Source organism: Sandarakinorhabdus glacialis, assembly GCF_014643455.1.
GTDB lineage: Bacteria > Pseudomonadota > Alphaproteobacteria > Sphingomonadales > Sphingomonadaceae > Sandarakinorhabdus > Sandarakinorhabdus glacialis.
The window spans coordinates 49,238-68,759 of record NZ_BMJM01000005.1 but is presented as its reverse complement, the minus strand read 5'-3'; the positions used below and the strand labels follow the sequence as shown (position 1 = coordinate 68,759).

The 19,522-nt window shown below is 64.9% G+C and carries 26 protein-coding genes; 9 read left to right on the top strand and 17 right to left on the bottom strand.

The window, feature by feature from the left end; all coding sequences use genetic code 11:
• The 4 genes from IEW98_RS08455 to IEW98_RS08440 form a co-directional block, all read right to left on the bottom strand.
• Complete coding sequence (locus IEW98_RS08455) at positions 1–1,479, bottom strand: type II and III secretion system protein family protein (RefSeq protein WP_188762506.1); 1,479 nt, start codon at positions 1,477–1,479, stop codon at positions 1–3.
• On the bottom strand, positions 1,476–2,360 hold the full coding sequence (gene cpaB / locus IEW98_RS08450; RefSeq protein ID WP_188762505.1) for a Flp pilus assembly protein CpaB: 885 nt from the start codon (positions 2,358–2,360) through the stop codon (positions 1,476–1,478). The genes IEW98_RS08455 and cpaB overlap by 4 nt, the downstream gene beginning before the upstream one ends.
• 289 nt (positions 2,361–2,649) lie before the next feature.
• Entirely contained in the window at positions 2,650–2,898 is a 249-nt protein-coding gene (locus IEW98_RS08445) for a Flp family type IVb pilin (protein WP_207792536.1), read from the bottom strand.
• A 7-nt stretch (positions 2,899–2,905) separates the two neighbouring features.
• Positions 2,906–3,079 carry a Flp family type IVb pilin gene (locus tag IEW98_RS08440; protein WP_188762504.1) on the bottom strand — a complete coding sequence of 58 codons (174 nt, stop codon included), beginning with the start codon at positions 3,077–3,079 and terminating at the stop codon, positions 2,906–2,908.
• Between the two features lie 403 nt (positions 3,080–3,482).
• Here IEW98_RS08440 and IEW98_RS08435 point away from each other — a divergent pair, with 403 nt between their 5' ends.
• Positions 3,483–3,896, top strand: coding sequence for a TadE/TadG family type IV pilus assembly protein (locus IEW98_RS08435; protein WP_188762503.1), 414 nt, complete (start codon positions 3,483–3,485; stop codon positions 3,894–3,896).
• A 30-nt stretch (positions 3,897–3,926) separates the two neighbouring features.
• Here IEW98_RS08435 and IEW98_RS08430 read toward each other — a convergent pair whose 3' ends face one another.
• The 5 genes from IEW98_RS08430 to phhA form a co-directional block, all read right to left on the bottom strand.
• Complete coding sequence (locus IEW98_RS08430; RefSeq protein WP_188762502.1) at positions 3,927–4,652, bottom strand: sulfate/molybdate ABC transporter ATP-binding protein; 726 nt, start codon at positions 4,650–4,652, stop codon at positions 3,927–3,929.
• Positions 4,645–5,310, bottom strand: coding sequence for a molybdate ABC transporter permease subunit (gene modB / locus IEW98_RS08425; protein WP_188762501.1), 666 nt, complete (start codon positions 5,308–5,310; stop codon positions 4,645–4,647). The genes IEW98_RS08430 and modB overlap by 8 nt, the downstream gene beginning before the upstream one ends.
• On the bottom strand, positions 5,310–6,140 hold the full coding sequence (gene modA / locus IEW98_RS08420; protein ID WP_243450643.1) for a molybdate ABC transporter substrate-binding protein: 831 nt from the start codon (positions 6,138–6,140) through the stop codon (positions 5,310–5,312). The genes modB and modA overlap by 1 nt, the downstream gene beginning before the upstream one ends.
• 197 nt (positions 6,141–6,337) lie before the next feature.
• Positions 6,338–7,861, bottom strand: a complete 1,524-nt coding sequence (locus tag IEW98_RS08415; protein ID WP_207792535.1) for an AMP-binding protein — start codon at positions 7,859–7,861, stop codon at positions 6,338–6,340.
• Positions 7,862–7,908: 47 nt separating this feature from the next.
• Positions 7,909–8,760 (bottom strand): phenylalanine 4-monooxygenase, encoded by an 852-nt coding sequence (gene phhA / locus IEW98_RS08410; protein ID WP_188762499.1) that lies wholly within the window; start codon positions 8,758–8,760, stop codon positions 7,909–7,911.
• 205 nt (positions 8,761–8,965) lie between these two features.
• Here phhA and IEW98_RS08405 point away from each other — a divergent pair, with 205 nt between their 5' ends.
• The 4 genes from IEW98_RS08405 (at position 8,966) to IEW98_RS08390 (ending at position 13,129) form a co-directional block, all read left to right on the top strand.
• A complete protein-coding gene (locus IEW98_RS08405; protein ID WP_188762498.1) occupies positions 8,966–10,183 on the top strand; it encodes a right-handed parallel beta-helix repeat-containing protein in 1,218 nt (405 codons plus the stop codon).
• Positions 10,184–10,286: 103 nt separating this feature from the next.
• Positions 10,287–11,363 carry a glycerophosphodiester phosphodiesterase gene (locus tag IEW98_RS08400; protein WP_188762497.1) on the top strand — a complete coding sequence of 359 codons (1,077 nt, stop codon included), beginning with the start codon at positions 10,287–10,289 and terminating at the stop codon, positions 11,361–11,363.
• Between the two features lie 3 nt (positions 11,364–11,366).
• Positions 11,367–12,233: an S-methyl-5'-thioadenosine phosphorylase gene (gene mtnP / locus IEW98_RS08395; protein ID WP_188762496.1), complete on the top strand. Its 867-nt coding sequence runs from the start codon at positions 11,367–11,369 to the stop codon at positions 12,231–12,233.
• A 17-nt stretch (positions 12,234–12,250) separates the two neighbouring features.
• Positions 12,251–13,129, top strand: coding sequence for an alpha/beta fold hydrolase (locus IEW98_RS08390; RefSeq protein WP_188762495.1), 879 nt, complete (start codon positions 12,251–12,253; stop codon positions 13,127–13,129).
• 6 nt (positions 13,130–13,135) lie between these two features.
• On the opposite strand, the gene IEW98_RS08385 is transcribed toward IEW98_RS08390, so the two are convergent.
• Genes IEW98_RS08385 through IEW98_RS08375 form a run of 3 tightly spaced genes read right to left on the bottom strand, consistent with a single transcriptional unit; the run spans position 13,136 to position 14,931 of the window.
• The gene (locus IEW98_RS08385) at positions 13,136–13,678 is read right to left on the bottom strand and encodes an LptA/OstA family protein (protein WP_188762494.1); all 543 of its coding nucleotides are present in this window, start codon (positions 13,676–13,678) and stop codon (positions 13,136–13,138) included.
• Positions 13,675–14,313: an LPS export ABC transporter periplasmic protein LptC gene (gene lptC / locus IEW98_RS08380; protein WP_188762493.1), complete on the bottom strand. Its 639-nt coding sequence runs from the start codon at positions 14,311–14,313 to the stop codon at positions 13,675–13,677. Before lptC ends, IEW98_RS08385 begins: the two co-directional genes overlap by 4 nt.
• A gap of 3 nt (positions 14,314–14,316) precedes the next feature.
• Positions 14,317–14,931 (bottom strand): ribonuclease D, encoded by a 615-nt coding sequence (locus tag IEW98_RS08375; RefSeq protein WP_188762492.1) that lies wholly within the window; start codon positions 14,929–14,931, stop codon positions 14,317–14,319.
• A gap of 179 nt (positions 14,932–15,110) precedes the next feature.
• On the opposite strand from IEW98_RS08375, the gene IEW98_RS08370 reads away from it, so the two are divergent.
• On the top strand, positions 15,111–15,377 hold the full coding sequence (locus IEW98_RS08370) for a hypothetical protein (protein ID WP_188762491.1): 267 nt from the start codon (positions 15,111–15,113) through the stop codon (positions 15,375–15,377).
• 67 nt (positions 15,378–15,444) lie between these two features.
• Here IEW98_RS08370 and radC read toward each other — a convergent pair whose 3' ends face one another.
• The 5 genes from radC to map form a co-directional block, all read right to left on the bottom strand.
• On the bottom strand, positions 15,445–16,125 hold the full coding sequence (gene radC / locus IEW98_RS08365; RefSeq protein WP_188762490.1) for a RadC family protein: 681 nt from the start codon (positions 16,123–16,125) through the stop codon (positions 15,445–15,447).
• Positions 16,126–16,156: 31 nt separating this feature from the next.
• Positions 16,157–16,438: a BrnA antitoxin family protein gene (locus tag IEW98_RS08360; RefSeq protein WP_188762489.1), complete on the bottom strand. Its 282-nt coding sequence runs from the start codon at positions 16,436–16,438 to the stop codon at positions 16,157–16,159.
• Positions 16,389–16,502, bottom strand: a complete 114-nt coding sequence (locus tag IEW98_RS16405) for a BrnT family toxin (protein WP_243450662.1) — start codon at positions 16,500–16,502, stop codon at positions 16,389–16,391. Before IEW98_RS16405 ends, IEW98_RS08360 begins: the two co-directional genes overlap by 50 nt.
• A 42-nt stretch (positions 16,503–16,544) precedes the next feature.
• The gene (locus IEW98_RS16400; RefSeq protein ID WP_243450642.1) at positions 16,545–16,670 is read right to left on the bottom strand and encodes a BrnT family toxin; all 126 of its coding nucleotides are present in this window, start codon (positions 16,668–16,670) and stop codon (positions 16,545–16,547) included.
• A gap of 123 nt (positions 16,671–16,793) precedes the next feature.
• Positions 16,794–17,621 (bottom strand): type I methionyl aminopeptidase, encoded by an 828-nt coding sequence (gene map, locus IEW98_RS08350; protein WP_243450661.1) that lies wholly within the window; start codon positions 17,619–17,621, stop codon positions 16,794–16,796.
• A 78-nt stretch (positions 17,622–17,699) separates the two neighbouring features.
• On the opposite strand from map, the gene IEW98_RS08345 reads away from it, so the two are divergent.
• From IEW98_RS08345 to pyrF, 3 genes are read left to right on the top strand one after another with little or no spacing between them, the layout of a single operon-like run.
• A complete protein-coding gene (locus tag IEW98_RS08345; RefSeq protein ID WP_188762487.1) occupies positions 17,700–18,452 on the top strand; it encodes a competence/damage-inducible protein A in 753 nt (250 codons plus the stop codon).
• Between the two features lie 58 nt (positions 18,453–18,510).
• Positions 18,511–18,837, top strand: a complete 327-nt coding sequence (locus IEW98_RS08340) for a hypothetical protein (protein ID WP_188762486.1) — start codon at positions 18,511–18,513, stop codon at positions 18,835–18,837.
• Positions 18,834–19,517 (top strand): orotidine-5'-phosphate decarboxylase, encoded by a 684-nt coding sequence (gene pyrF / locus IEW98_RS08335; RefSeq protein ID WP_188762485.1) that lies wholly within the window; start codon positions 18,834–18,836, stop codon positions 19,515–19,517. Before IEW98_RS08340 ends, pyrF begins: the two co-directional genes overlap by 4 nt.
• Positions 19,518–19,522: the final 5 nt, after the last annotated feature.

Sequence of the window (19,522 nt, the reverse complement as noted above, 5' to 3'; positions counted from 1 at the left end):
TCACCTCACGATATGGCCAAGTTCACCGTCGACGCCGCCTGGTCTGATGGCCGCGGGCGGTGTCGATGCCGGGGTCATCGGCGTCCGGCGTTCGGTGCGGCCGAGCAGGAACATCTCGACGTCGCTCGGCTCGTTGATGCGATCGGTCGGCAGGGCGAGCTTGACGCCCACGCCGGCCGGGCGAACGATCCGCGGCGTGACGACGATGACCAGCTCGGTTTCGTTACGATTGTAAGATGTCGAGCGGAACAGCGCGCCGATGATCGGGATGCGGCCGAGCAGCGGTATGGCGCGGACGGTATTGGCGAAGTCGGACTGGATCAGCCCGGCGAGCGCGAAGGACTGGCCATCGCGCAGCTCGACCATGGTGCGGGCGCGCCGGGTCTTGAGGCCGGGCACCACGATACCGTTGAGGCTGATGCCGGCGTCGGGGTCGAGCGCGCTGACTTCGGGTGCAACCAGCAGGTTGATCAAGCCGTCCTCGAGGACCGTCGGGGTGAAAGCGAGGCTGACGCCGAATTGCTTGAACTCGATCGAGACCTGGCCGTTCTGGGTGACGCCGGTCGGAACAGGAAACTCGCCGCCGGCGAGGAAGCTCGCGGTTTCGCCCGACAGCGCCACGAGATTGGGCTGTGCCAGCGTACGAATGATGCCCTGGCGTTCGAGCGCATCGAGCTGGATCGTCAGATTGCCGGCGCCCGGGATGTTGATGCCGAACTGGAACGGATTGTTTTCGCGGTCGGGCGAAGTCACCGCTGCAAAACCGCTCGAGCCGATGCCACTGTAACTGATATTGTTGATGCCGAGCTGCTTGACGGTACCGCGCTGCATTTCGGAGAAGCGGACCTCGAGCAGAACCTGCTGCGCCGAGCCGACCGACATCATGTTGATGACTTTCTTGGGCGCATAGGTTTCGGCAATCGTCGCAACCCGGTCGGCAGCGCCGGCACTGCTGACGGTGCCGCCCAGCACGAGCGAATCGTTCGAGACGCTGACGCCGACGGGTTCCGTCGGCATGAGTTCGGCCAGCTTGCGCTTGAGCCCTTGCGAATCCGGTGTGACGACAACGTCGACGACCGCGATCAATCCGCCCTTCTTGTCGAACAGGCTGACATTGGTCGAACCGATGGCGCGGCCCATGACGTAGACCGACGACATCGAAACCGGCAGCACGTCGGCGATATCGGGGTTGGCGACCGCGGCCTTGCCGAGCGCCCGGTCGACGCGAAGCGTGGTGGATTTGTTGACGGCAACGTTGAGGACGGCGCCAGTGCGGGCGTCAGTGTAGCCGGCAACCGTCTGGGCATCGGCCGGCCCGGCGCTGGACATGGCGACGATGGCGAACACGGCGGCGGCGACAAGGACGCCCCAGCGCTGGATCAGCGCCACTGCGCCGGCAATCGTGTGGGATGGCGGACCGGCTGGCGGCTGGGCCTGCGACGGGGGCATCTTGTCGAAGAACATGTGCATAGCGATCATGACCCCGAAGGAATGGAATGGTACGACGGCTTGTTGCCATGAAAGACCTCGACCGACGGTCCGGTGGGCCTGCCGTCTGTCGGTCGTGGTCCGCCGGCAGGGGCCGCCGCTGCAACCTGTTGCGGCGCGTCGGCGCTGCGCTTGGGCTTGCTGAGAATGCGCGTCACGGTGCCGTCGTTGAGATCGAGCAACTGCGCCGTCTCGAGGCGGACCTGGCTTTCGTCGAGGATATTGCGCAGCGAGAGCGACAGGGTGCCGACTGTTGCCGCCAGGGCGAGCTTTTGTGCCTGCAGCGGCGAAACCTCGATGGTCGCGGTCTTGACGATTTCGGGCTTGTCCTTGGCCACGTTGCTGTCCTGACCCACCGCAAGGACACGGACATTCTGCACGATGAGATCGGAATAGGGATATTGCTCGTCGCCGGGATCGCGGGTGACATAGACGTCGACGCGGTCACCCGGGGCGACAAAGCCGCCGGCGGCTGAGGATTCGGTGATCGGGATCGAAGCGGCGCGCATCGTCGGGCCGAGCAGCTGCGAGGCGCTCATCCGGCTTTCCTTGCCGGAGACGCCATTGACGGTGACGAGTTCGTTGGTGTCGATCGAGCGCATGGCGACGCGTTCGTCGCTGCCAACAGCGTCGGCGATACGCTGGAACGTGCCGGCCGGGATGCCAGCCGCCGGCCAACGGACGATCTTGAGCTTGTCGGCGGTGATTTTCTCGCCGAATGCGAAGGGCTGGGCGGCAACGACGGCGGCGACGGTCTGCGTTTCGGGCGTGGTCTTCGCGCCAGACGGTCCCACGAAGAAACGGGCGATGAAAACCGCGAACAGGCCGAGCACCATGGCAGTGACCAGCATGAGGATCGAGGATCTACGCATGAGGTGCTCCCTTCAAATTCCGGCCGTACCCGGGCTGCCGATGGGCAACACCAGGTAAAAGCGACCCACTACGAAAGAGACGCATTGCCCCACCTCTCCCCTCGCCCGGATCCGTTGCCAATTTAACTTACGGCTGAATTTTCCGAGGCCTGAAGATCATTGTTGGTAATCAACATTACCACAATGACCATATCTCAGAATTGCAACAGATGTGGTAAATTTGCAACGAACTGACGTTCACTTCGCCCAAGCGACAGAACGGGGCGGTTGGTCGGCACCGTTTTCCGGCTCACGGCGTCAGCACTTGCGACACATTGTCGAGTTGGAAGTTTACGGCGGTTCCAAGTGCCGTTCCGCCGCCGATGATTGCGATCATCAGCAGGCCCAGGATCAAGGCATATTCGGCAGATGAGGCGCCGCTCGCGCATCGCCCAAGGCGATCGAGATCTTTTGTCATGCTCGACGCCCCCATCGATTCGTTGCCTGAACAAAGCAATAAAAAAAGAAGGGCCTGCACGTCAAAGACGGCAGGCCCCACTCAAACTTTATGGGTTTGTACCAACTACGCCAGCGGCATCGTTGAAGTTCGTGTTGATTGCAGTACCAAGTGCGCCAGCGCCAACAACGATAGCGAGACCGACAAGTGCGATGATCAGAGCATATTCTGCTGCCGAGGCGCCGCTCTTGCTCGTCTTGAGATTGCGAATTGCGTTAATCATTTCGTTCTTCCCTCTGTTAACATGGGCCAAAGCCCGAGCTGTCCGGAGCGGTTTGACGACTCAAACCGATCTGGACGGGAAACCGAATGTCCTGGGGATTGCAAGGTTAAGGTCGCTCCCCCCGGAACTTCGGACCCTGAGACCTGAATAAACGTGAATTAGAAAAGATACAACATTAAAAGCGGTTTACCGCCCATTTCTAACATCTCGTCTTACATTCGTCAGCAAGACATGCCAGACCGTTCATCTCCGGTAAAGCTACCATCGCTCTGAAATCGTTCAGAACAATTTGAATATATAACCGTTTCGGCTATTGTGAACCCCGGCTTTTTTTCGATCAATATTGTCAAATTCGTTAATACGCAGGTGTCGCAAATCATCGGTCCGTGGTAATGGGGGCGTAATGAAACGGTTGGCAACTCAGTTCGGGCCCATGATGCCCCTTCGGCGGGATCGACGCGGTAATGCGGCTGTCGAGCTGGCATTGCTCATACCGTTCCTGACATTTGTCGCGGTCGGCGTTCTGCAATTTTCGTTTTTGTTTCATACTTACAACGCCATGATCGGCGCAGCCCGGGCTACGACACGTTCCATATCGGTTGGTACGATGACCAAGGCCCAGGCCGGGGCCGCCGCACGCCTGTCGCTGCCGAAGTGGGTGCCGGCTGCGAGCTACGTCTTTACGATGGTGGACGGCAAACCCGGTGACGACGTGATGGCGACCATTACTGTACCAACCTCGAAAGCGGCGATTCTCGATTACCTGCCGATGCCCGCCAGCATTGTCGCCAGCTTCGTGATGGTCAAACAGAGCTGATTCGGACCCGATTGGGCTGATTAGCGCGGATCAATCCGATTCGGCAGAAGCGTTCCCGTTCATCCATCGTGACAGCTGCGTGTTTGGATCGTCGAGCAACGTTCGGGGCGGGCCGCTTTCGAGGCTGCGACCTTTGCTCAGGAAACAGAGCTGGTCGGCGCTGCGGACGGCGTCCTCGACGTCGTGCGAGACGAAGACGATCGGGAGCGGCGATGCGCCGCGGATCTCGGCGATGATGGCGTGGAGAGCGCGGCGGACCGGATGATCCACGGCGGAAAAGGGCTCATCGAGGAGCAGGATGGCCGGATCGCGGGCGAGCGCGCGGGCAAGGGCGACGCGTTGCTGCTGGCCGCCCGACAATTGCGCTGGATAACGGCCGCCGAGGCCGGCGAGCTGGACTTGTGCTAGCAGGTCGTCGGCGCGACCGGCGCGCTCGGACGCGGGACGTTCGAGCATGGCTTCGCGGATATTGCCGGCGGCGGTGAGGTGGGGGAACAGGCCATAGGATTGGAAGACGAAGCCGACACGCCGGTGTTGGGGGGCGAGATTTGTGGTGGCGTCCAGCCAGGTCTGGCCGTTGACGACGATGTGGCCGCTACGGGGACGGTAGAGCCCGGCAATGGCGCGCAGGATGGTGGTCTTGCCGGCACCCGAGGGGCCGACCAGGGCAAGCGTCTGGCCCACAGGCAGGGTGATATCGACGTCGAGCGGGATCGGGCCGGTCTGGGACAGGCGGAGGGAAAGGCCCTCAGCCACGGGCGTTGCGCCGGCCGGCAAGGAAGAAGCCGATGGCAACGGCCGCCAGCGAGATCGCCATCAGCAGCCCGGCCATACGCCCCGCGGAGGCGTTGTCGAAGGCCTGGACACGATCGTAAATCGACAAGGCTATTGTACGGGTCTCACCCGGGATCGAGCCGCCGACCATCAGCACGACACCGAATTCGCCGAGCGTGTGGGCGAAGGTAAAGACGGCGCCGGTGACGATGCCGGGCCAGGCCAGCGGCAACTCGATCCGCCAGAATGTTCGCCACACCGAGTGGCCGCAAGTGGCGGCGGCGTCGCGGAGATCCTTGCCGATGCCGTCGAAGGCGCGCTGGGCGGGCTGTACCGCGAACGGGATGTTGACGAGGATCGATGCAATCAGGATGCCCTTGAAGCTGAACACCAACGTGTCGCCGAAGAAGATCGTTGCAATGCGGCCGATCGGCGAGCCTGGGCCCATCGCGACGAGCAGGTAGAAGCCGATGACCGTCGGCGGTAACAGCAGCGGCAGCACGATGGCGGCCTCGACCAGCGCGCGGCCGCGAAAGCGCGCACCTGACAACCAGCGGCCGGCGAGCACGGCGACCGGTACGAGGATGATCGTCGTCAGGACGGCGAGCAGCAGCGACAGGCGCAGCGCCTGCCAGTCCATCAGGTCTTCGCCTTCAGGAGCGCGGGGCTGGGAAGCGCGAAGCCGTGGCGGGCCAGGATGCGGCGGGCCGGCGGCGCCTGGAGATAGGCATAGAACCGCTGCGCGGTGGCGCCGGCACCCTGCATCAGCACCATGCGCTGGCGCAGCGGCGCGTGCGCCGACGCCGGGATGAGGGCATAGTTGGCGCGGTGGGCGAACGCGGGATCGAGGACGAGCGAGTAGGCGATGATGCCGCCTTGCGCGCCGCCCGATGTTGCGAACTGGAGCGCCTGCGAGACATTCTCGCCAAGGACCAGCCGACCGGCGAGCGGCTGCCAGAGGCCGGCGCCGCGGAGGACTTCCTCGGCGCGCTGGCCATAGGGCGCGTGTTCCGGGTTGGCGATGGCAAAGCGGCGGATCTGACCGGCGCGGATGGCAGCACGCAAACCGGCGAGCTTGCCGTCGAGGCGTAGCGGCGAGCCGTGCGGGGCGACGATTGCCAGGCGGCCGATGGCGTAGAGGGTGCCGTCACCGTCCGTCTTGCCGGTCTTGGCAAGATCCAGCACGTAGGATTCGTCGGCGGAGAGGAATAACTCGAATGGCGCGCCTTGTTGCAACTGTCGGAAAAAATTGCCTGACGACCCGAAGGTAGGCCTGACGGCCAGGCCTGTGTCACGAGTGAAGGCCGCGGCGACGTCGCTGAAAGCGAGACGCAGGTCGGAAGCGACGGCGATATTGGGCGCGGTCTGGGCATGGACGAGCGAACCGGTCAGCAGCGCCAGCGCCAACATCAGTCGGGCAATGATCTTGAGCATTGCGTCGTCGCCCTTGGAGCCGCTGTATACCGGCATGCACATCGCAAGTGCGAGGGCTGGCTGTCAACGCAGCATTAGCCCCATTGGGCGCTGCATAAGGTGTGACCGCAGGAACAGCAACGGCCTGTCAGGATCTAAGAACGGACGGGTCGAATTGTGATTGCCCGAAGGGCTACTGCCGGTTTTTCGGAATGCTCGGTTCGGAGGCGTCTGCGGCCATCGTCGATGACGGGCTATTGAGAGCTTTCGAAATGGTTCGCGTATCGGGCACGCAGGGCTGCCTTCTGGACCTTGGCCATGGCATTGCGGGGCAGTTCGTCGACGATGAAGATGGCTTTTGGAACCTTGAAGCCGGCGAGGTCCAGCTTGAGCGCGGTGATGATCGTGGCGGGCGTGGGTCGTGGTTCGGCCGGATCGAGGCGGACAACGGCGCAGACGGCCTCGCCGAAATCGGGGTGGGGCAAGCCGATGACGGCGGCTTCGGCGACGCCGGGCATGGCGTCGATCAGCTCCTCGATTTCCTTGGGATAGACGTTCAGCCCGCCGCAGATGATCATGTCTTTTTCGCGCCCCACAATGCGGACGATGCCGCCGCTGTCGATTGTCGCCAGGTCGCCGGTGCTGAAGAAGCCGTCGGCGCGGAATTCGGCGGCGGTTTTTTCAGGTTGGCGCCAATAGCCGCTGAAAACGCTGTCGCCGCGGACCTCGAGGACGCCCTTGGACGCGTTGTCGGCGATACGGACTTCGACGCCCGGCAGCGGTGGCCCGACCGAGCCGGCGATACGCGGGCCGTCCACTGGGTTCGAGCAGATGATGCCGCATTCGGACATGCCGTAGCGTTCGACGATGGTGTCACCGGTGCGCGCCTGGAACGCGTCGAAGGTTTGCGGCGTGAGCGGTGCGGAGCCACAGATGAACAGCCGGATGGGAGCGGCGATCGCGGGGGTCAGCCGGGGGTCGGCGAGCAGGCGGGTGTAATAGGTCGGCACGCCCATGAACAGGGTCGCGCCGCCTAGCTTGTCAATGACTTGGCTGGCTTCGAACGTCGGCAGCATGTCGGTGCGGCCGCCGGCGAGGAGCGTGGTGTTGAGGGCGATGAAGAGCCCGTGGATATGGAACAGCGGCAGCGCGTGGAGCAGGACGTCGTCCGCGGTGATCTGCCAGGTGGCGATGAGCGCCTGTGCGTTGGCGTGGAGGTTGCCGTGGCTGATCATCGCGCCTTTGGAGCGGCCGGTGGTGCCGGAGGTGTAGACGATCGCCGCGAGGTTGTGCGCCATGCGTGGGATTGCGGGAGAAGCGGGGGTGTCTGCGGGTATTGCGTCGGCGAAACTGCCGCTGCCATCCCGGTCGAGGCCGTGGATTGCGGTACCGGTCCGGGCGGCCAGGGGAGCGTGGACGGCGATGTCGGCGGGGTCGCAGACGAACAGCCGGGGCTGCGCGTCGTCGATGAAATAGGCGATCTCGGCGGGGCGGTAGCTGGTGTTGAGCGGCACATAGACGGCGCCGATGCGGAGGACGGCGAGGTAGAGCAGCACGAGTTCAAGCGATTTTTCGGCCTGGACGACGACCCGGCCACCGGGGCCGACGCCCATTGCGATCAGCGCGGCGGCGCGGCGGGCGGTGGCCTGGAGGAGGGCGGCGCCGGTCAGCGACTGGCCCGACATGGTGAGGACGATGCGGTCGGGGTTGGCGGTTAGGCGGGATTCGAGGTGGTGGTAGAATGAATCGGAGGGGGCTTGCCCGACAGAGTCACCCACCCCCGACCCCTCCCTTGAAGAAGGGAGGGGGGCAGAAGAAGCAGAGGTCATCGAACTGCCTGGGCGAGGGCGTGGGCTTGGGTGCCGCGGGTCAGCACCTTGTCGCCCGGGAGGATCACGTCGACATCGAGGTCGGGCAAGGCGGCGAGTTCTTCATACAGTGGTCCGAAATCGGCATCGAGGGTCTGGCGGAGCAGGTCTTCGAAGCTGTCGATGACGAAATAGGCCTGTTGGTAGTCGTCGATGCGGTATCTGGTCTGCATGACGCGCTTGATGTCGAAGCCGATGCGGTTCGGCGATGGGTCGTCGAGGGCGAAGACCGACTCGCCGTGCGAGGAGACGATGCCGGCGCCGAAGATCTTGAGCGCATCGCCGTCTTTGATGAGCCCGAATTCGACGGTGTACCAGTAGAGCCGCGCCAGCTTGTCGATGGTACCGAGTGCCTGGGCGCGCCGGCCGCCTTCGCCGTAAGCCTGCATGTAGTCGGCGAACACCGGGTTGGCGAGCAGCGGCACATGGCCGAAGACATCGTGGAATATGTCGGGTTCCTCGAGATAGTCGAGCTGCTCGGGCGTACGGATGCTGCGGCCGGCGACGAAGCGCCGGTTGGCGAGGTGTTCGTAGAAGACCGCGTCGGGGACCAGCCCGGGCACCGCGACGACCTGCCAGCCGGTGGCGCGCATCAGCCGTTCGGACAGTTCGGAAAAATCCGGGATGCCGGGTTTCGACATGCGCAGCACGTCGAGTCCCTCGAGGAATGCGGGCACGACGCGCGGTTGCAGCATCGCCTGCTGCCGGGCAAACAGCCGGTCCCAGGTGGCGTGCTCGGTGGCGGTATATGACGACCAGGCCTGGGGGATGATGAAGTCGTCGCCGTGGGTGGGTGCTGCATCGGTCATCCGGCGATTGTCGCACATCGCGGGTGGGATTTCATACCGGAATAGCGTGTCGGCGCCGGAAGTGAGCGCGCGGTAATGCTAACTCCGGTTCACCCTCATTTGCCGTAACGGCGCGCCGCGCGTCGCCGTTGCTGGATTTGTCGACGTGGTCGAATCCGGGTGTGTCGCCGGATGCCGCGTCGCCGCAGTATTTGTGGAGAGCACGATGACCGGCAAGACGACCTTTGTGAACAGCGCGGCTGCGCTCGTCAAAGCGGCCAAGACAGCGCGCGGCGGCGATACCATCCTGCTGGCGGCGGGCAATTACGGCGATATCTCGCTGTCGTCGCTCAACCCGCTTGGTGGCGGCGTGGTGACGATCAAGTCGGCGGACGCGAACAATGATGCCCTGTTCACCAACCTCAAGCTGACGCGGGTGCAGAATTTCACTTTCGAGGACATCGACGTCAAGCATGTCCTCCAGGCCGGCGAACGCGAGCATGTCAGCGGCGTGGTGCTCAACCTGGCGACGAATGTCAGCCTGGTGGGCGTCGATGTCAGTGGCTCACTCAACGGCAATCGCAACGATGACGGCAACGGCATGATGGTGACATCGAGCAGCCGGATCAGCGTAATCAATTCGACCTTCGAGGAGTTCAACAACGCCGCGGTGTTCGCGCGCACCGACGATGTGATCTTTTCGGGCAACACCATTCGCGATGTCCGCGAGGGCCTCAACTTGTCGCAGATGAATGGCGGGCTGTTCGAGCGTAACCTGTTCGACGGGATCAGCGCCGACACCGCCAAGGGCGATCATTCCGACGCGATCCAGGTCCATGCCGGCGGCGCCGCGGGGGTGAGCAACGACCTTGTGTTCCGGTCGAACGTCATCGTCAGCGGCGAGGGCAGCGGCTCGCAGGGGATCTATATCCATTCGGAAAAAGGCGCGTCGCTGGGGCTGGTGCACACCAACATCGTCATCGAGAACAACTATATCCAGAGCAATCTGCGCAACGCCATCGCGGTCAATTTCGCCGATGGCGTGACCGTTTCCGGCAACAGCGTGCGCGATGGCGGCCTTGCGGGGATCCCGCCCGGCATCGTCATCGGCAGCGTCTCGAACGCATCGATCACCGACAATATCGCGCCGTTGATCCTGACGCGGCCCGATGCGGTGCTCGGCGACAATGTCGTTTGGGCCAACAATGTCGATGTCTGGGATTCGACGCAGAAGCGCGGCGTCGCGGTCGATTCGGTATTTGCGGCGCCATTGGGGGGCGACATCGATTTTGGCTCGCTCGGTGCGCGCGATGGCAGCGCGGCGCAACTGGCGGGGGCGGGGTTCCGCAGCGTCGAGGGCATCGGCAGCCTGGGCGGCGGCGGGCTGGCGTATCTGTCGGCGCACCTGCCGCAGTTCGAAGCGGGGTTCACCCATATGGTCTGAGGCGGGTGATTTTGCCGCCGCGCGAGCTTCCTCTCGCGTGGCGGCTCCTGTCTGTTATAGGGCGTCTGCCGCGACTGTCGCGGTCCAGCCCGGGGACAGACAGATGCGCGGCTTGCCGATCGCCGGAGTGCTTATCCTGATGTCGCAAGCTGTCGGTGCCGGGCCGCTGCCGCCATCGGGGCCACCGTTGCCGCCGCCGGCCGCGCCGATTATCATCGCCCACCGCGGCGCCAGCGCCGACCGGCCCGAACATACGCTGGCGGCCTATGCGCTCGCCATCGAGCAAGGCGCCGATTTCGTCGAGCCGGACCTGGTGCCGACGAAGGATCACCGGCTGGTGGCGCGCCACGAGAACGAGATTTCGGGGACGACCGATGTTGGCGCGCATCCGGAGTTTGCCGGGCGCAAGACGACAAAGACCATCGACGGCGAGAGCGTGACGGGGTGGTTCACCGAGGATTTCACGCTGGCGGAACTGAAGACGCTGCGCGCGCGTGAACGGTTGCCGCAGCTGCGGACGGCGAATGTGGCGTTCGACGGGCAGGAGGCAATTCCGACCCTCGAGGAGATCATCGCACTCGCCAAGGCGGCCAGTGCGCGGACCGGGCGGACGATCGGCATCTATCCCGAGACCAAGCACCCGAGCTATTTCCGCGCCGCCGGGCTGCCGATCGAGCCGGTGCTGCTGGCAGCGTTGCAGGTCGCCGGCTGGACGCGCGCCGACAGCCCGGTGTTCATCCAGTCGTTCGAGACCGGCAATCTGAAGGCGCTGCGCGGCGAGACGAAAGTCCGGTTGATCCAGTTGATCGACAAGGGGATTTCGGCGGACGGCGTGTCGTATGCGGCGATGATCACGCCGGCGGGGCTGAAGGCGGTTGCTGCCTACGCCGATGGCATAGGACCGGCGCGTGACCTGGTCATCCCGCGCGATGCGGCGGGTGTGCTGGGGTCGCCGACGACGCTGGTGGCCGATGCCCATGCTGCAGGGTTGCAGGTGCATCCGTGGACGTTCCGGCCGGAGAATTTCTTTCTGGCGGCGCCGTTTCGGAAAGGTGTTAACCCGCTCGATCGGGGTGATGCGGCGGGGGAGATCCGGCTGTGGCTGGAAGCGGGGGTCGACGGGGTGTTCAGCGACCGGCCGGCTGCGGCCGTGGAGGCGATGTCGCCGGCCAGGCGATAGGTGATGGCGGCGTGGAAGATCGGCATTATCGGCGGGTCGGGGCTGTATGCGCTCGATGCGCTCGAGGATCCGCGCTGGTTGGCGGTGGAGAGTCCGTGGGGAGCAGCTTCGGATGCGGTGCTGACGGGGAGCATCACCGGCGTCGAGCTGGTGTTTTTACCGCGGCATGGGCGGGGGCATCCGATTCCGCCGCACATGATCAACGCGCGCGCCAATATCGACGTGTTGAAGCGGCTGGGGTGTACCGACGTGCTGGCGGTGTCGGCGGTGGGGTCGCTGCGGCAGGATCATGCGCCGGGCGATTTCGTCGTGGTCGACCAGTTCATCGATCGGACCAGGGGGCGGGCATCGACGTTTTTCGAGACCGGCATGGCGGCGCATGTGCCGATGGCCGATCCGGTGTGTCCGCGGTTGGCGGGAATGGCGGCGGCGGCGGCGCGGGCGGCAGGGGCGGTGGTGCATGACGGCGGCACCTATCTCGCCATGGAGGGGCCACAGTTTTCGACGCGCGCCGAGAGCCGGCTGTACCGGAGCTGGGGGTGCGACGTGATCGGCATGACCGCCTGCCCCGAGGCAAAACTGGCGCGCGAGGCCGAGCTTCCCTACGCGCTGCTGGCAATGGTGACGGATTATGACTGCTGGCATGAGGGCGACGATGTCGATGTGGCGGCGATCGTCCGGGTGATGGCGGCGAATGCGGAGATTGCGCGCGCGGCGATTGCCGGGCTGGTGCGGGCATTGCCGGCGGAGCGGATGGCCTCGCCGATCGACACGGTGCTCGATACGGCGCTGATCACCGCTCCCGGGGCGCGCGATCCGGCGATGCTGACGAAACTGTCGGCTGTGCTGGCGCGAACTCTGGGGCATTGATCGGCCAAAGGAACGACATGACCGAGATGAATGGTGCTGAGCGTATCGATATCGAGACGAGGGCCGGGCGGTTTTCGGCTTTGCGGTGGAGCAGCGCACCGGCGGGGGCGCCCTGGCTGCATTTTGCCCATGCGACGGGGATGCACGGCGGGCTGTATGCGCGGTTGCTGGCGCCGCTGGCCGGGCAGTTCAACATCCTGGCGAGCGATGCGCGCGGGCATGGGCACAGCCCCAAGGAGCCGGTTGGCGAGCGGATCGAATGGCAGGCGGGCGCCGATGATCTGTTGGCGGTGATCGATGCGGTGGCGCCCGATGCGCCGTGGTTGCTGGCGGGGCATTCGTTCGGCGCGACGATCTCGCTGCTGGCAGCGGCGAAGGCACCGGCGCGGGTGGCAGGGCTGGTGCTGGTCGACCCGCCGTTCATCCCGTTCGAGACGGCGCGCGCGGCGGTGGCGGCGGGCAGGATCATGCCGAACCCGCTTGCCGACCAGGCCGGCAAGCGGCGTGCCGATTTTCCCGACGTGGCGGCGGCGCGGGCGGCGTATCACGGCCGGGGAGTGTTTCGAAGCTGGAGCGAGGCCGACCTCGATGCCTATCTGGCGGACGGGTTGCTGCCGTCTGCCGAGGGCGTGACGCTGGCGTGTCCGCCGGCGTGGGAGGCGGCGACGTTTCGCGGCGTGTCGCACCATGTCGAAGGCGCGTTTGCGGCGCTCGAGCGGCCATTCGCGGTGGTTGCGGGGGAGATCGGCTCGACGGTGCCGGCGGCGGAATTCGGACAGATTGCGGCGCATCCGCGCTGCGTGATGGCGGAGCGGCTGGCGGGGACGACGCATTTCGTGCCGCTCGAACGCGGCGATGCGGTGCGGGAGGCGATCTTGCGGGTGGCCGCAGCCTGAGCGGCTTTACTGGGTTTTTGTCGCGCGCGGGGGGACGATGAAGCGGCCGGAGACGCGGCCGGGGGTCGTGCCCGGCGTGGCTGCGGTGCCGCCGCCGCGACCGTCGAAACTGGTCTGGCCGGTGACGAGGTTGAGCACGAGGCGTTCGCCCTTCAATCGGTTGCCGCCGCGATCGAGCGCGACATTGCCGACCATGGTAATGATCTTCGCATTGACGTCGTAGATGCCGGTGTTGGCGGTGGCGCGCTCGCTGGGGCTGACCATCTTGACGTTGCCGCGGGCGTCGAGGCGTTTCATGGCGAGGTCGTTGCCGGCGGAGCGCGTGTAGAGCACCCGGACGGTGTCGGCGTTGAGGGTCATCTGGCCCTGGCGGATGACGACAGCGCCAGAGAACACTGCCTGATTGTCGGCATCGAGGATCTCGATTCGCGATGCATCGACGTCGATGGGGGCGCTGGTGTCGAGGCCCTTCAGCGCCGACGTCTGCGCCAGCAGGGGGGTTGCCGACGCGGTGAACAGCAGCGCTGCGATCAGGGGAGCGGACTTCATCGTGCCGCTCTGCCCGCGCGCCCGTAAATCCGCAAGTGGGCGCCGCCGCCCAGGACGACCTTGCGGCCCTGGATGTCGGCGCTGAGATTGCCGGCGCTGAACGATCCGATCGGCAGCGTGCCGGTGACGGGGGCGGCGGTGGCGACGCGGCGGGTGTTGAGATCGACGTTGACGGTCGCCGAATCGAGGCTGAAGCCCGAAGCCGATTCGACGGCAACCGGCCCGGCGATCTGCAGCTTCTGGGTGTCCATGAAATAGCGGCCCGAGGGCGCGGTGACGGTGGCGGGGCCGTCGGACATCGACAGTTTTGCGGTCAGGGTTTTCAGTTCGACGATCGGCACGGCGCTGCTGCGTTGAACGGCGCCGGCGGCGCTGATGACGAAGGCCTCGCCGCGACCGGTCTCACCGCGATATTGGGCCTGGTCGATACGCAGCCGCTCGCTGGCGACGCCGACCTTGTCCTTGGCGAGCAGAAAGCTGAATTCCTGAACCTTGGTCAGCGGCAGGATGACGATGACCGCGAGCAGCGCCAGCGCCAGAACGGGGAGCAGCCATTTGAGCACGCCGAACAGGACGTCGCGGCTGCTGCCGGGCAGCGCGGCACGCTGCCGCCGGGTCAGGACATCGGTGGTCACGGATTACATATGCGCGAAAATATCGGTCTCGTCCCAGCCGGCGAGATCGAGATCGGCGCGGGTCGGCAGGAAATCGAAGCAGGCGCGCGCCATTTCGGTGCGGCCCTCGCGCGCCAGGCGTTCGGCCAGCACGGCATGGGCACGGTGGAGATAGCGCACGTCGGACGCGGCATATTCCTTTTGCGCATCGGTCAGCTCGGCGGCGCCCCAGTCCGAGGACTGCTGGGCCTTGGAGATATCGACGCCGACGGTTTCGCGCAGCACGTCCTTGAGGCCGTGGCGATCGGTGTAGGTGCGGACCAGCTTGGAGGCGATCTTGGTGCAGAATACCGGCGTCGCATCGATGCCGAGGTAGCGCTTGATGACGGCGAGATCGAAGCGGGCGTAGTGGAACAGCTTGACCCGCGACGGGTCGGCGAGGACGGCGGTGAGCACCGGCGCGTCGTACTGGCCTTTGGTGAAACGGACGAGGTGCTCGTCGCCATTGCCGTCGGCAAGCTGCAGCAGGCACAGCCGGTCGCGGTGCGGGTGGAGGCCCATGGTTTCGCTGTCGACCGCAATGGGGCCGGGGGCGAAGACGTCGCGCGGCAGGTCGCCTTCGTGAAGATAGATGGTCATGCGCGGGGCGTAGCAGTCGGATGGCCCGGTGTCATCAGCCTGTCCTGCCGGCGTCACACCCTGTCCCGGATTAACCTGCTGTTGAGAGCATTCTTCAAGTTACGCTGTAATACAGGATCATCTGGTGCCCAGCGCCGGAAAGATAATATGCGTGTTGCAGGTTTATTCGGGAGAAAAACATGAATATCATCATGACAATTGCTGCCGCTGCGTTGTTGGCGACAGGAGCGGGCGCGCAGGTCTCCGGGCCGGCAGCGCCGGCGACCGAATCCATGCAGCCGGCACCGCCGATGGATTCGACGACCCCGGTGGATGCGGCCCCTGCCGGTGCGGCGATCGAGACGCTTGTCCAGCACGATGGCAAATGGTGGAACGGCGACCGCAAGGCCACCAAGGCTGAAATCTCCGAGTATAAAAAGGCGAAGAAGGCCGGTTCGCCAGGCTAGGGATTACTGTTTTATATCGGCAGGGCGGCTCCGAAAGGGGCCGCTTTTGCTTTGTCGACTGTTTTATCTAGATCAGGCCTTGCGCGCGCATCGAGACATGGCCGCCGCGGCCGATGATGACATGGTCGTGGACCGACAGTCCGAGATGGCGGCCCGCCTCGATGACGGCCTTGGTCATGACGATGTCGTCGCGGGATGGGGCGGGGTCGCCGCTGGGGTGGTTGTGAACGAGGACCAGACCGGACGCGGCGAGTTCGAGGGCGCGCTTGACGATCTCGCGCGGATAGACCGGCGCTGCGTTGACGGTGCCCTGCCCCATCACTTCGTCGCGGATCATGACGTTGCGATTGTTGAGGAAAATGACGCGGAATTCCTCGGTGACACGGTGTGCCATGGCGGCGTGGAGATAGTCGGTGAGCGCCTGCCAGCCGGATAGTACCGGACGATCGAGGGCCGCGGTTTTGAGTGATCGCAGCGAGACCGCCGCGACGAACTTGATTGCGGCGATGGCACCGTCACCGAGGCCGTCGACACGCTTGAGCTCGAGCGGGGTGGCGGCGAGCAGCACCGGCAGGCTGCCGAATTCGGCGAGGAGTTGCTTGGCCAGCGGCTTGGTGTCGCGGCGCGGGATGGCGAGGCCGAGGAGATATTCGAGGAGTTCGTAGTCGTGGAAAGCGTCGCCGCCGCCTTGTAAGAGACGCGCGCGCAGGCGTTCGCGGTGGCCGCGGCTGCTGAGTTCGTCGGTCATTCCCACGCTTGCGTATTGCGGGCGGGGACGATCAGGCGCCGACTTCCTTGCGAAGCAGGTCGTTGACGCGGCTCTGCCAACCCGGACCCTGCGCGCGCAAACGTTCGAGCACGACGCGATCCAACCGGAGGCTGACAAGTTGCTTGGGGTCGTCGGATTTAGGGCGGCCGCGCTTTGCGAATGTATCGGTTGCCTCGCGCAGAACCGTGTCACCGCGGCTGATCCTGCCGGTTTCAAAGAAATGTTCGTCAAGTTCGGGCGCATCATCCGGATCGATCCAGGGCGTCTCGGTATCGGGCTTCTTCCTCGGCATTGGCCTTCCTCATCGAAATAATGCGCCGGCTTCCCGGTCGCAGCGTCCAGACAACAACAACCACGAGATCGCCGACGGTGCCGATGGACAGCAATCGCGGCTCGCCCTAGTCAAAGCGGTCGTCAACGTGATCGACATTGAAACCGGCGAAGACTTTTGCAGCGTCGGCAAAATCAAGATTGCGCTTCCGCCACGTGACCTCGCGCTTATTTTCGTCCCAACTCAGCTCCATGCTCGCCGTTCCTGCAATGACGCGTTGACGCCAATACAAGGCTCAGCAAGCAAACTAGGTCCAGGACTTTTTATAGCTACAGAATATAGCGTGGTCAATATTTTTTGCAGCTGCAGATAATTGTCAGGCGTAGGGCGGTGCCTTCAGTCCGGTTGGCGAGGCGGTGAAGATTTCGGCACCGGTTTCGGTAATGCCGATGCTGTGTTCGAATTGCGCCGAGAGCGAGCGGTCGCGGGTCACGGCGGTCCAGCCGTCTTCGAGCAGCTTCACCTCGGGGCGGCCGAGGTTGATCATCGGCTCGATGGTGAAGAACATGCCAGGGCGGAGGAGGACGCCCTTGCCGGGTTTGCCCAGGTGGACGACGTTGGGGGCGTCGTGGAAAACACGCCCCAGGCCGTGACCGCAGAAATCGCGGACGACCGACATGCGGTGCTTTTCGGCGTGGCTCTGGATGGCGTGGCCGACGTCGCCCAGCGTATTGCCGGGCCTGGCCATCTCGATGCCGCGTTCGAGGCATTCATAGGTGACTTCGACGAGTTTGCGGGCCTTTAGCGATACGTCGCCGACGAGATACATGCGGCTGGTGTCGCCGTGCCAGCCGTCCACGACAACCGTCACATCGATATTGACGATATCGCCGTCCTTGAGCTTCCGCGCCGAGGGGATGCCATGGCAGACGACGTGATTGACGCTGATGCACAGGCTGTGGCTGTAGCCGCGATAGAAGATCGTCGCCGAATCGGCCCCGGCGGCGCGGACGAAATCATAAGCGAGCTTGTCGAGATCGAGGGTCACGGCATCGGGGACGACATGGTGCGTCAGCATGTCGAGCACCTGCGCGGCAAGGAGCCCGGCCTTTCGCATGCCTTCGAACGCCGCCGGCGTATGGAGCCGGATGGGACCTTCCGACTGGTCGGAGACGATTTCATAGTCGAGCGCGGTGACGGTCATTGCGATAAGATAAGCGCTGGGGGCATTCAAGTCCATGTTGCCCTTCCCGCACTGCCCGCACTGGTCTAGTCCAGCGTGATGAGCACAGATCGCATCTATACCGCCGCGCTTCTCGTCATCGGCGACGAGATCCTGTCGGGGCGAACCCAGGACGCCAACATCGCCTATCTCGCCAAATGGCTGGGGGTGCAGGGCATCCGGTTGAAGGAAGTGCGCGTCGTTGCCGACGAGATGGACGCGATCGGCGAGGCGGTGAATGCGCTGCGAGTGCAGAACGACTATCTGTTCACCACCGGCGGCATCGGGCCGACGCACGACGACATCACCGTCGACGCGATCGCGGCGGCGCTGGGCGTACCGGTCATCGTCCATCCCGATGCGCGCGCCATCCTGTCGGGCTATTACGGCGACAAATTGACCGATGCGCGGTTGCGGATGGCGCGGACGCCGGAAGGCGCCAGCCTGATCGAGAACCCGCGGACCAAGGCGCCGGGCATCCGCGTCGGCAACATCTTCATCATGGCGGGGGTGCCGATCATCACCCAGGGCATGCTGGCGGCGCTCGATGGCAAACTGCCGGGCGGCGCGCCGGTGCTGTCGCGCACGGTGGCGGCCTGGACACAGGAGAGCGCCGCGGCAGCGACGCTGGCGGCGGTGGAAAAGGCCCATGACGGGGTGCAGATCGGCAGCTATCCGTTCTGGCGCGAGGGCAAGACCGGCGCCAATTTCGTCATCCGCGCAGTCGACGAGGCATTGCTGGCCACCGTCGCCGCGGCATTGATGGCGGGGTTGCAGGAGGCCGGCATCGATCCGGTCGACGGCGAACTGTAGCGCGGCGGCAGTTGAATGTGTTAACCCAACGGCCGAAACAGCGATCGGCGGAGCAATCATGACAATCCTGCGCTGGATATTGGTGACCGCCTCGCTGGTCGCGTTCCTGCTACTGGCGGTGGCGAACTGGACGCCGGTGCCGTTCCGCCTGCCCGATGGCGTGATCGTCAGCATCCATCTGCCGATGTTGCTGGCGGCAGCATTTGCGGCGGGGTGGTTGCCGACCTGGCTGTTCCACCTGGGGGCCAAGGCGAACTGGAAGCGCAAGCTGGCGAAGTATGAGCGGGTGGGGGATTTTGTAGCCCCGCCGGGATTGCCGCCGCTATCACCCTCAGGCTTACCGTCGCAGGCACAGCCTGGCATCGTGCCGCCCGCCGGCGCATGACGGCGAACCCGGTTTTCGTGGCGCTCGACACGCCGGCGCTGGATGATGCGCGCGCCTTGCTGATGCAATTGGCGCCGCATGTTGGCGGGGTGAAGCTGGGGCTCGAGTTTTTCTGTGCCAATGGGCCGGCGGGGGTTGCAGCGATCGCGGCGCTGGGGATTCCGGTGTTTCTCGACCTGAAATTGCACGATATTCCCAATACGGTGGCGGGGGCGCTGCATTCGCTGGCGGGGTTGGCGCCGGCGATCGTCACCGTTCATGCGGCGGGTGGCCATGCGATGCTGGCGGCAGCGCGGGCGGCGGCTCCGGCGGCGACGAAAGTCGTTGCGGTGACGGTGCTGACCAGCCTCGATGATGAGGATTTGCTTGCGGCGGGGGTTGGCGGCGGTGCAGCGACGCAGGTGACGCGGCTGGCCGGGGTGGTACGCGGGGCGGGGCTCGACGGGGTTGTCGCCAGTCCGCATGAGACGGCGGCGCTGCGGGCGGCTTGGCCGGGCGGATTGCTGGTGATTCCGGGCGTGCGGCCGGCGGGGAGCGATGTCGGCGACCAGAAGCGCGTCATGACGCCGCGCGATGCGCTGGCGGCTGGGGCTTCGGTGCTGGTGATCGGGCGACCGATTACCGGGGCGAGTGATCCGGTTGCGGCGGCTGCGGCGATTGCGCGGGAACTCGCGGCGTGAAAATC

Excerpts from the sequence above, each read along its gene's own strand:
- IEW98_RS08455 (WP_188762506.1), bottom strand. The coding sequence starts at position 1,479 with ATGATCGCTATGCACATGTTCTTCGACAAGATGCCCCCGTCGCAGGCC.
- cpaB (WP_188762505.1), bottom strand. The coding sequence starts at position 2,360 with ATGCGTAGATCCTCGATCCTCATGCTGGTCACTGCCATGGTGCTCGGC.
- IEW98_RS08440 (WP_188762504.1), bottom strand. The coding sequence starts at position 3,079 with ATGATTAACGCAATTCGCAATCTCAAGACGAGCAAGAGCGGCGCCTCG.
- IEW98_RS08435 (WP_188762503.1), top strand. The coding sequence starts at position 3,483 with ATGAAACGGTTGGCAACTCAGTTCGGGCCCATGATGCCCCTTCGGCGG.
- modB (WP_188762501.1), bottom strand. The coding sequence starts at position 5,310 with ATGGACTGGCAGGCGCTGCGCCTGTCGCTGCTGCTCGCCGTCCTGACG.
- modA (WP_243450643.1), bottom strand. The coding sequence starts at position 6,140 with ATGCCGGTATACAGCGGCTCCAAGGGCGACGACGCAATGCTCAAGATC.
- phhA (WP_188762499.1), bottom strand. The coding sequence starts at position 8,760 with ATGACCGATGCAGCACCCACCCACGGCGACGACTTCATCATCCCCCAG.
- IEW98_RS08405 (WP_188762498.1), top strand. The coding sequence starts at position 8,966 with ATGACCGGCAAGACGACCTTTGTGAACAGCGCGGCTGCGCTCGTCAAA.
- IEW98_RS08400 (WP_188762497.1), top strand. The coding sequence starts at position 10,287 with ATGCGCGGCTTGCCGATCGCCGGAGTGCTTATCCTGATGTCGCAAGCT.
- mtnP (WP_188762496.1), top strand. The coding sequence starts at position 11,367 with ATGGCGGCGTGGAAGATCGGCATTATCGGCGGGTCGGGGCTGTATGCG.
- IEW98_RS08390 (WP_188762495.1), top strand. The coding sequence starts at position 12,251 with ATGACCGAGATGAATGGTGCTGAGCGTATCGATATCGAGACGAGGGCC.
- IEW98_RS08385 (WP_188762494.1), bottom strand. The coding sequence starts at position 13,678 with ATGAAGTCCGCTCCCCTGATCGCAGCGCTGCTGTTCACCGCGTCGGCA.
- IEW98_RS08375 (WP_188762492.1), bottom strand. The coding sequence starts at position 14,931 with ATGACCATCTATCTTCACGAAGGCGACCTGCCGCGCGACGTCTTCGCC.
- IEW98_RS08370 (WP_188762491.1), top strand. The coding sequence starts at position 15,111 with ATGAATATCATCATGACAATTGCTGCCGCTGCGTTGTTGGCGACAGGA.
- radC (WP_188762490.1), bottom strand. The coding sequence starts at position 16,125 with ATGACCGACGAACTCAGCAGCCGCGGCCACCGCGAACGCCTGCGCGCG.
- IEW98_RS08360 (WP_188762489.1), bottom strand. The coding sequence starts at position 16,438 with ATGCCGAGGAAGAAGCCCGATACCGAGACGCCCTGGATCGATCCGGAT.
- IEW98_RS16400 (WP_243450642.1), bottom strand. The coding sequence starts at position 16,670 with ATGGAGCTGAGTTGGGACGAAAATAAGCGCGAGGTCACGTGGCGGAAG.
- map (WP_243450661.1), bottom strand. The coding sequence starts at position 17,621 with ATGACCGTCACCGCGCTCGACTATGAAATCGTCTCCGACCAGTCGGAA.
- IEW98_RS08345 (WP_188762487.1), top strand. The coding sequence starts at position 17,700 with ATGAGCACAGATCGCATCTATACCGCCGCGCTTCTCGTCATCGGCGAC.
- IEW98_RS08340 (WP_188762486.1), top strand. The coding sequence starts at position 18,511 with ATGACAATCCTGCGCTGGATATTGGTGACCGCCTCGCTGGTCGCGTTC.
- pyrF (WP_188762485.1), top strand. The coding sequence starts at position 18,834 with ATGACGGCGAACCCGGTTTTCGTGGCGCTCGACACGCCGGCGCTGGAT.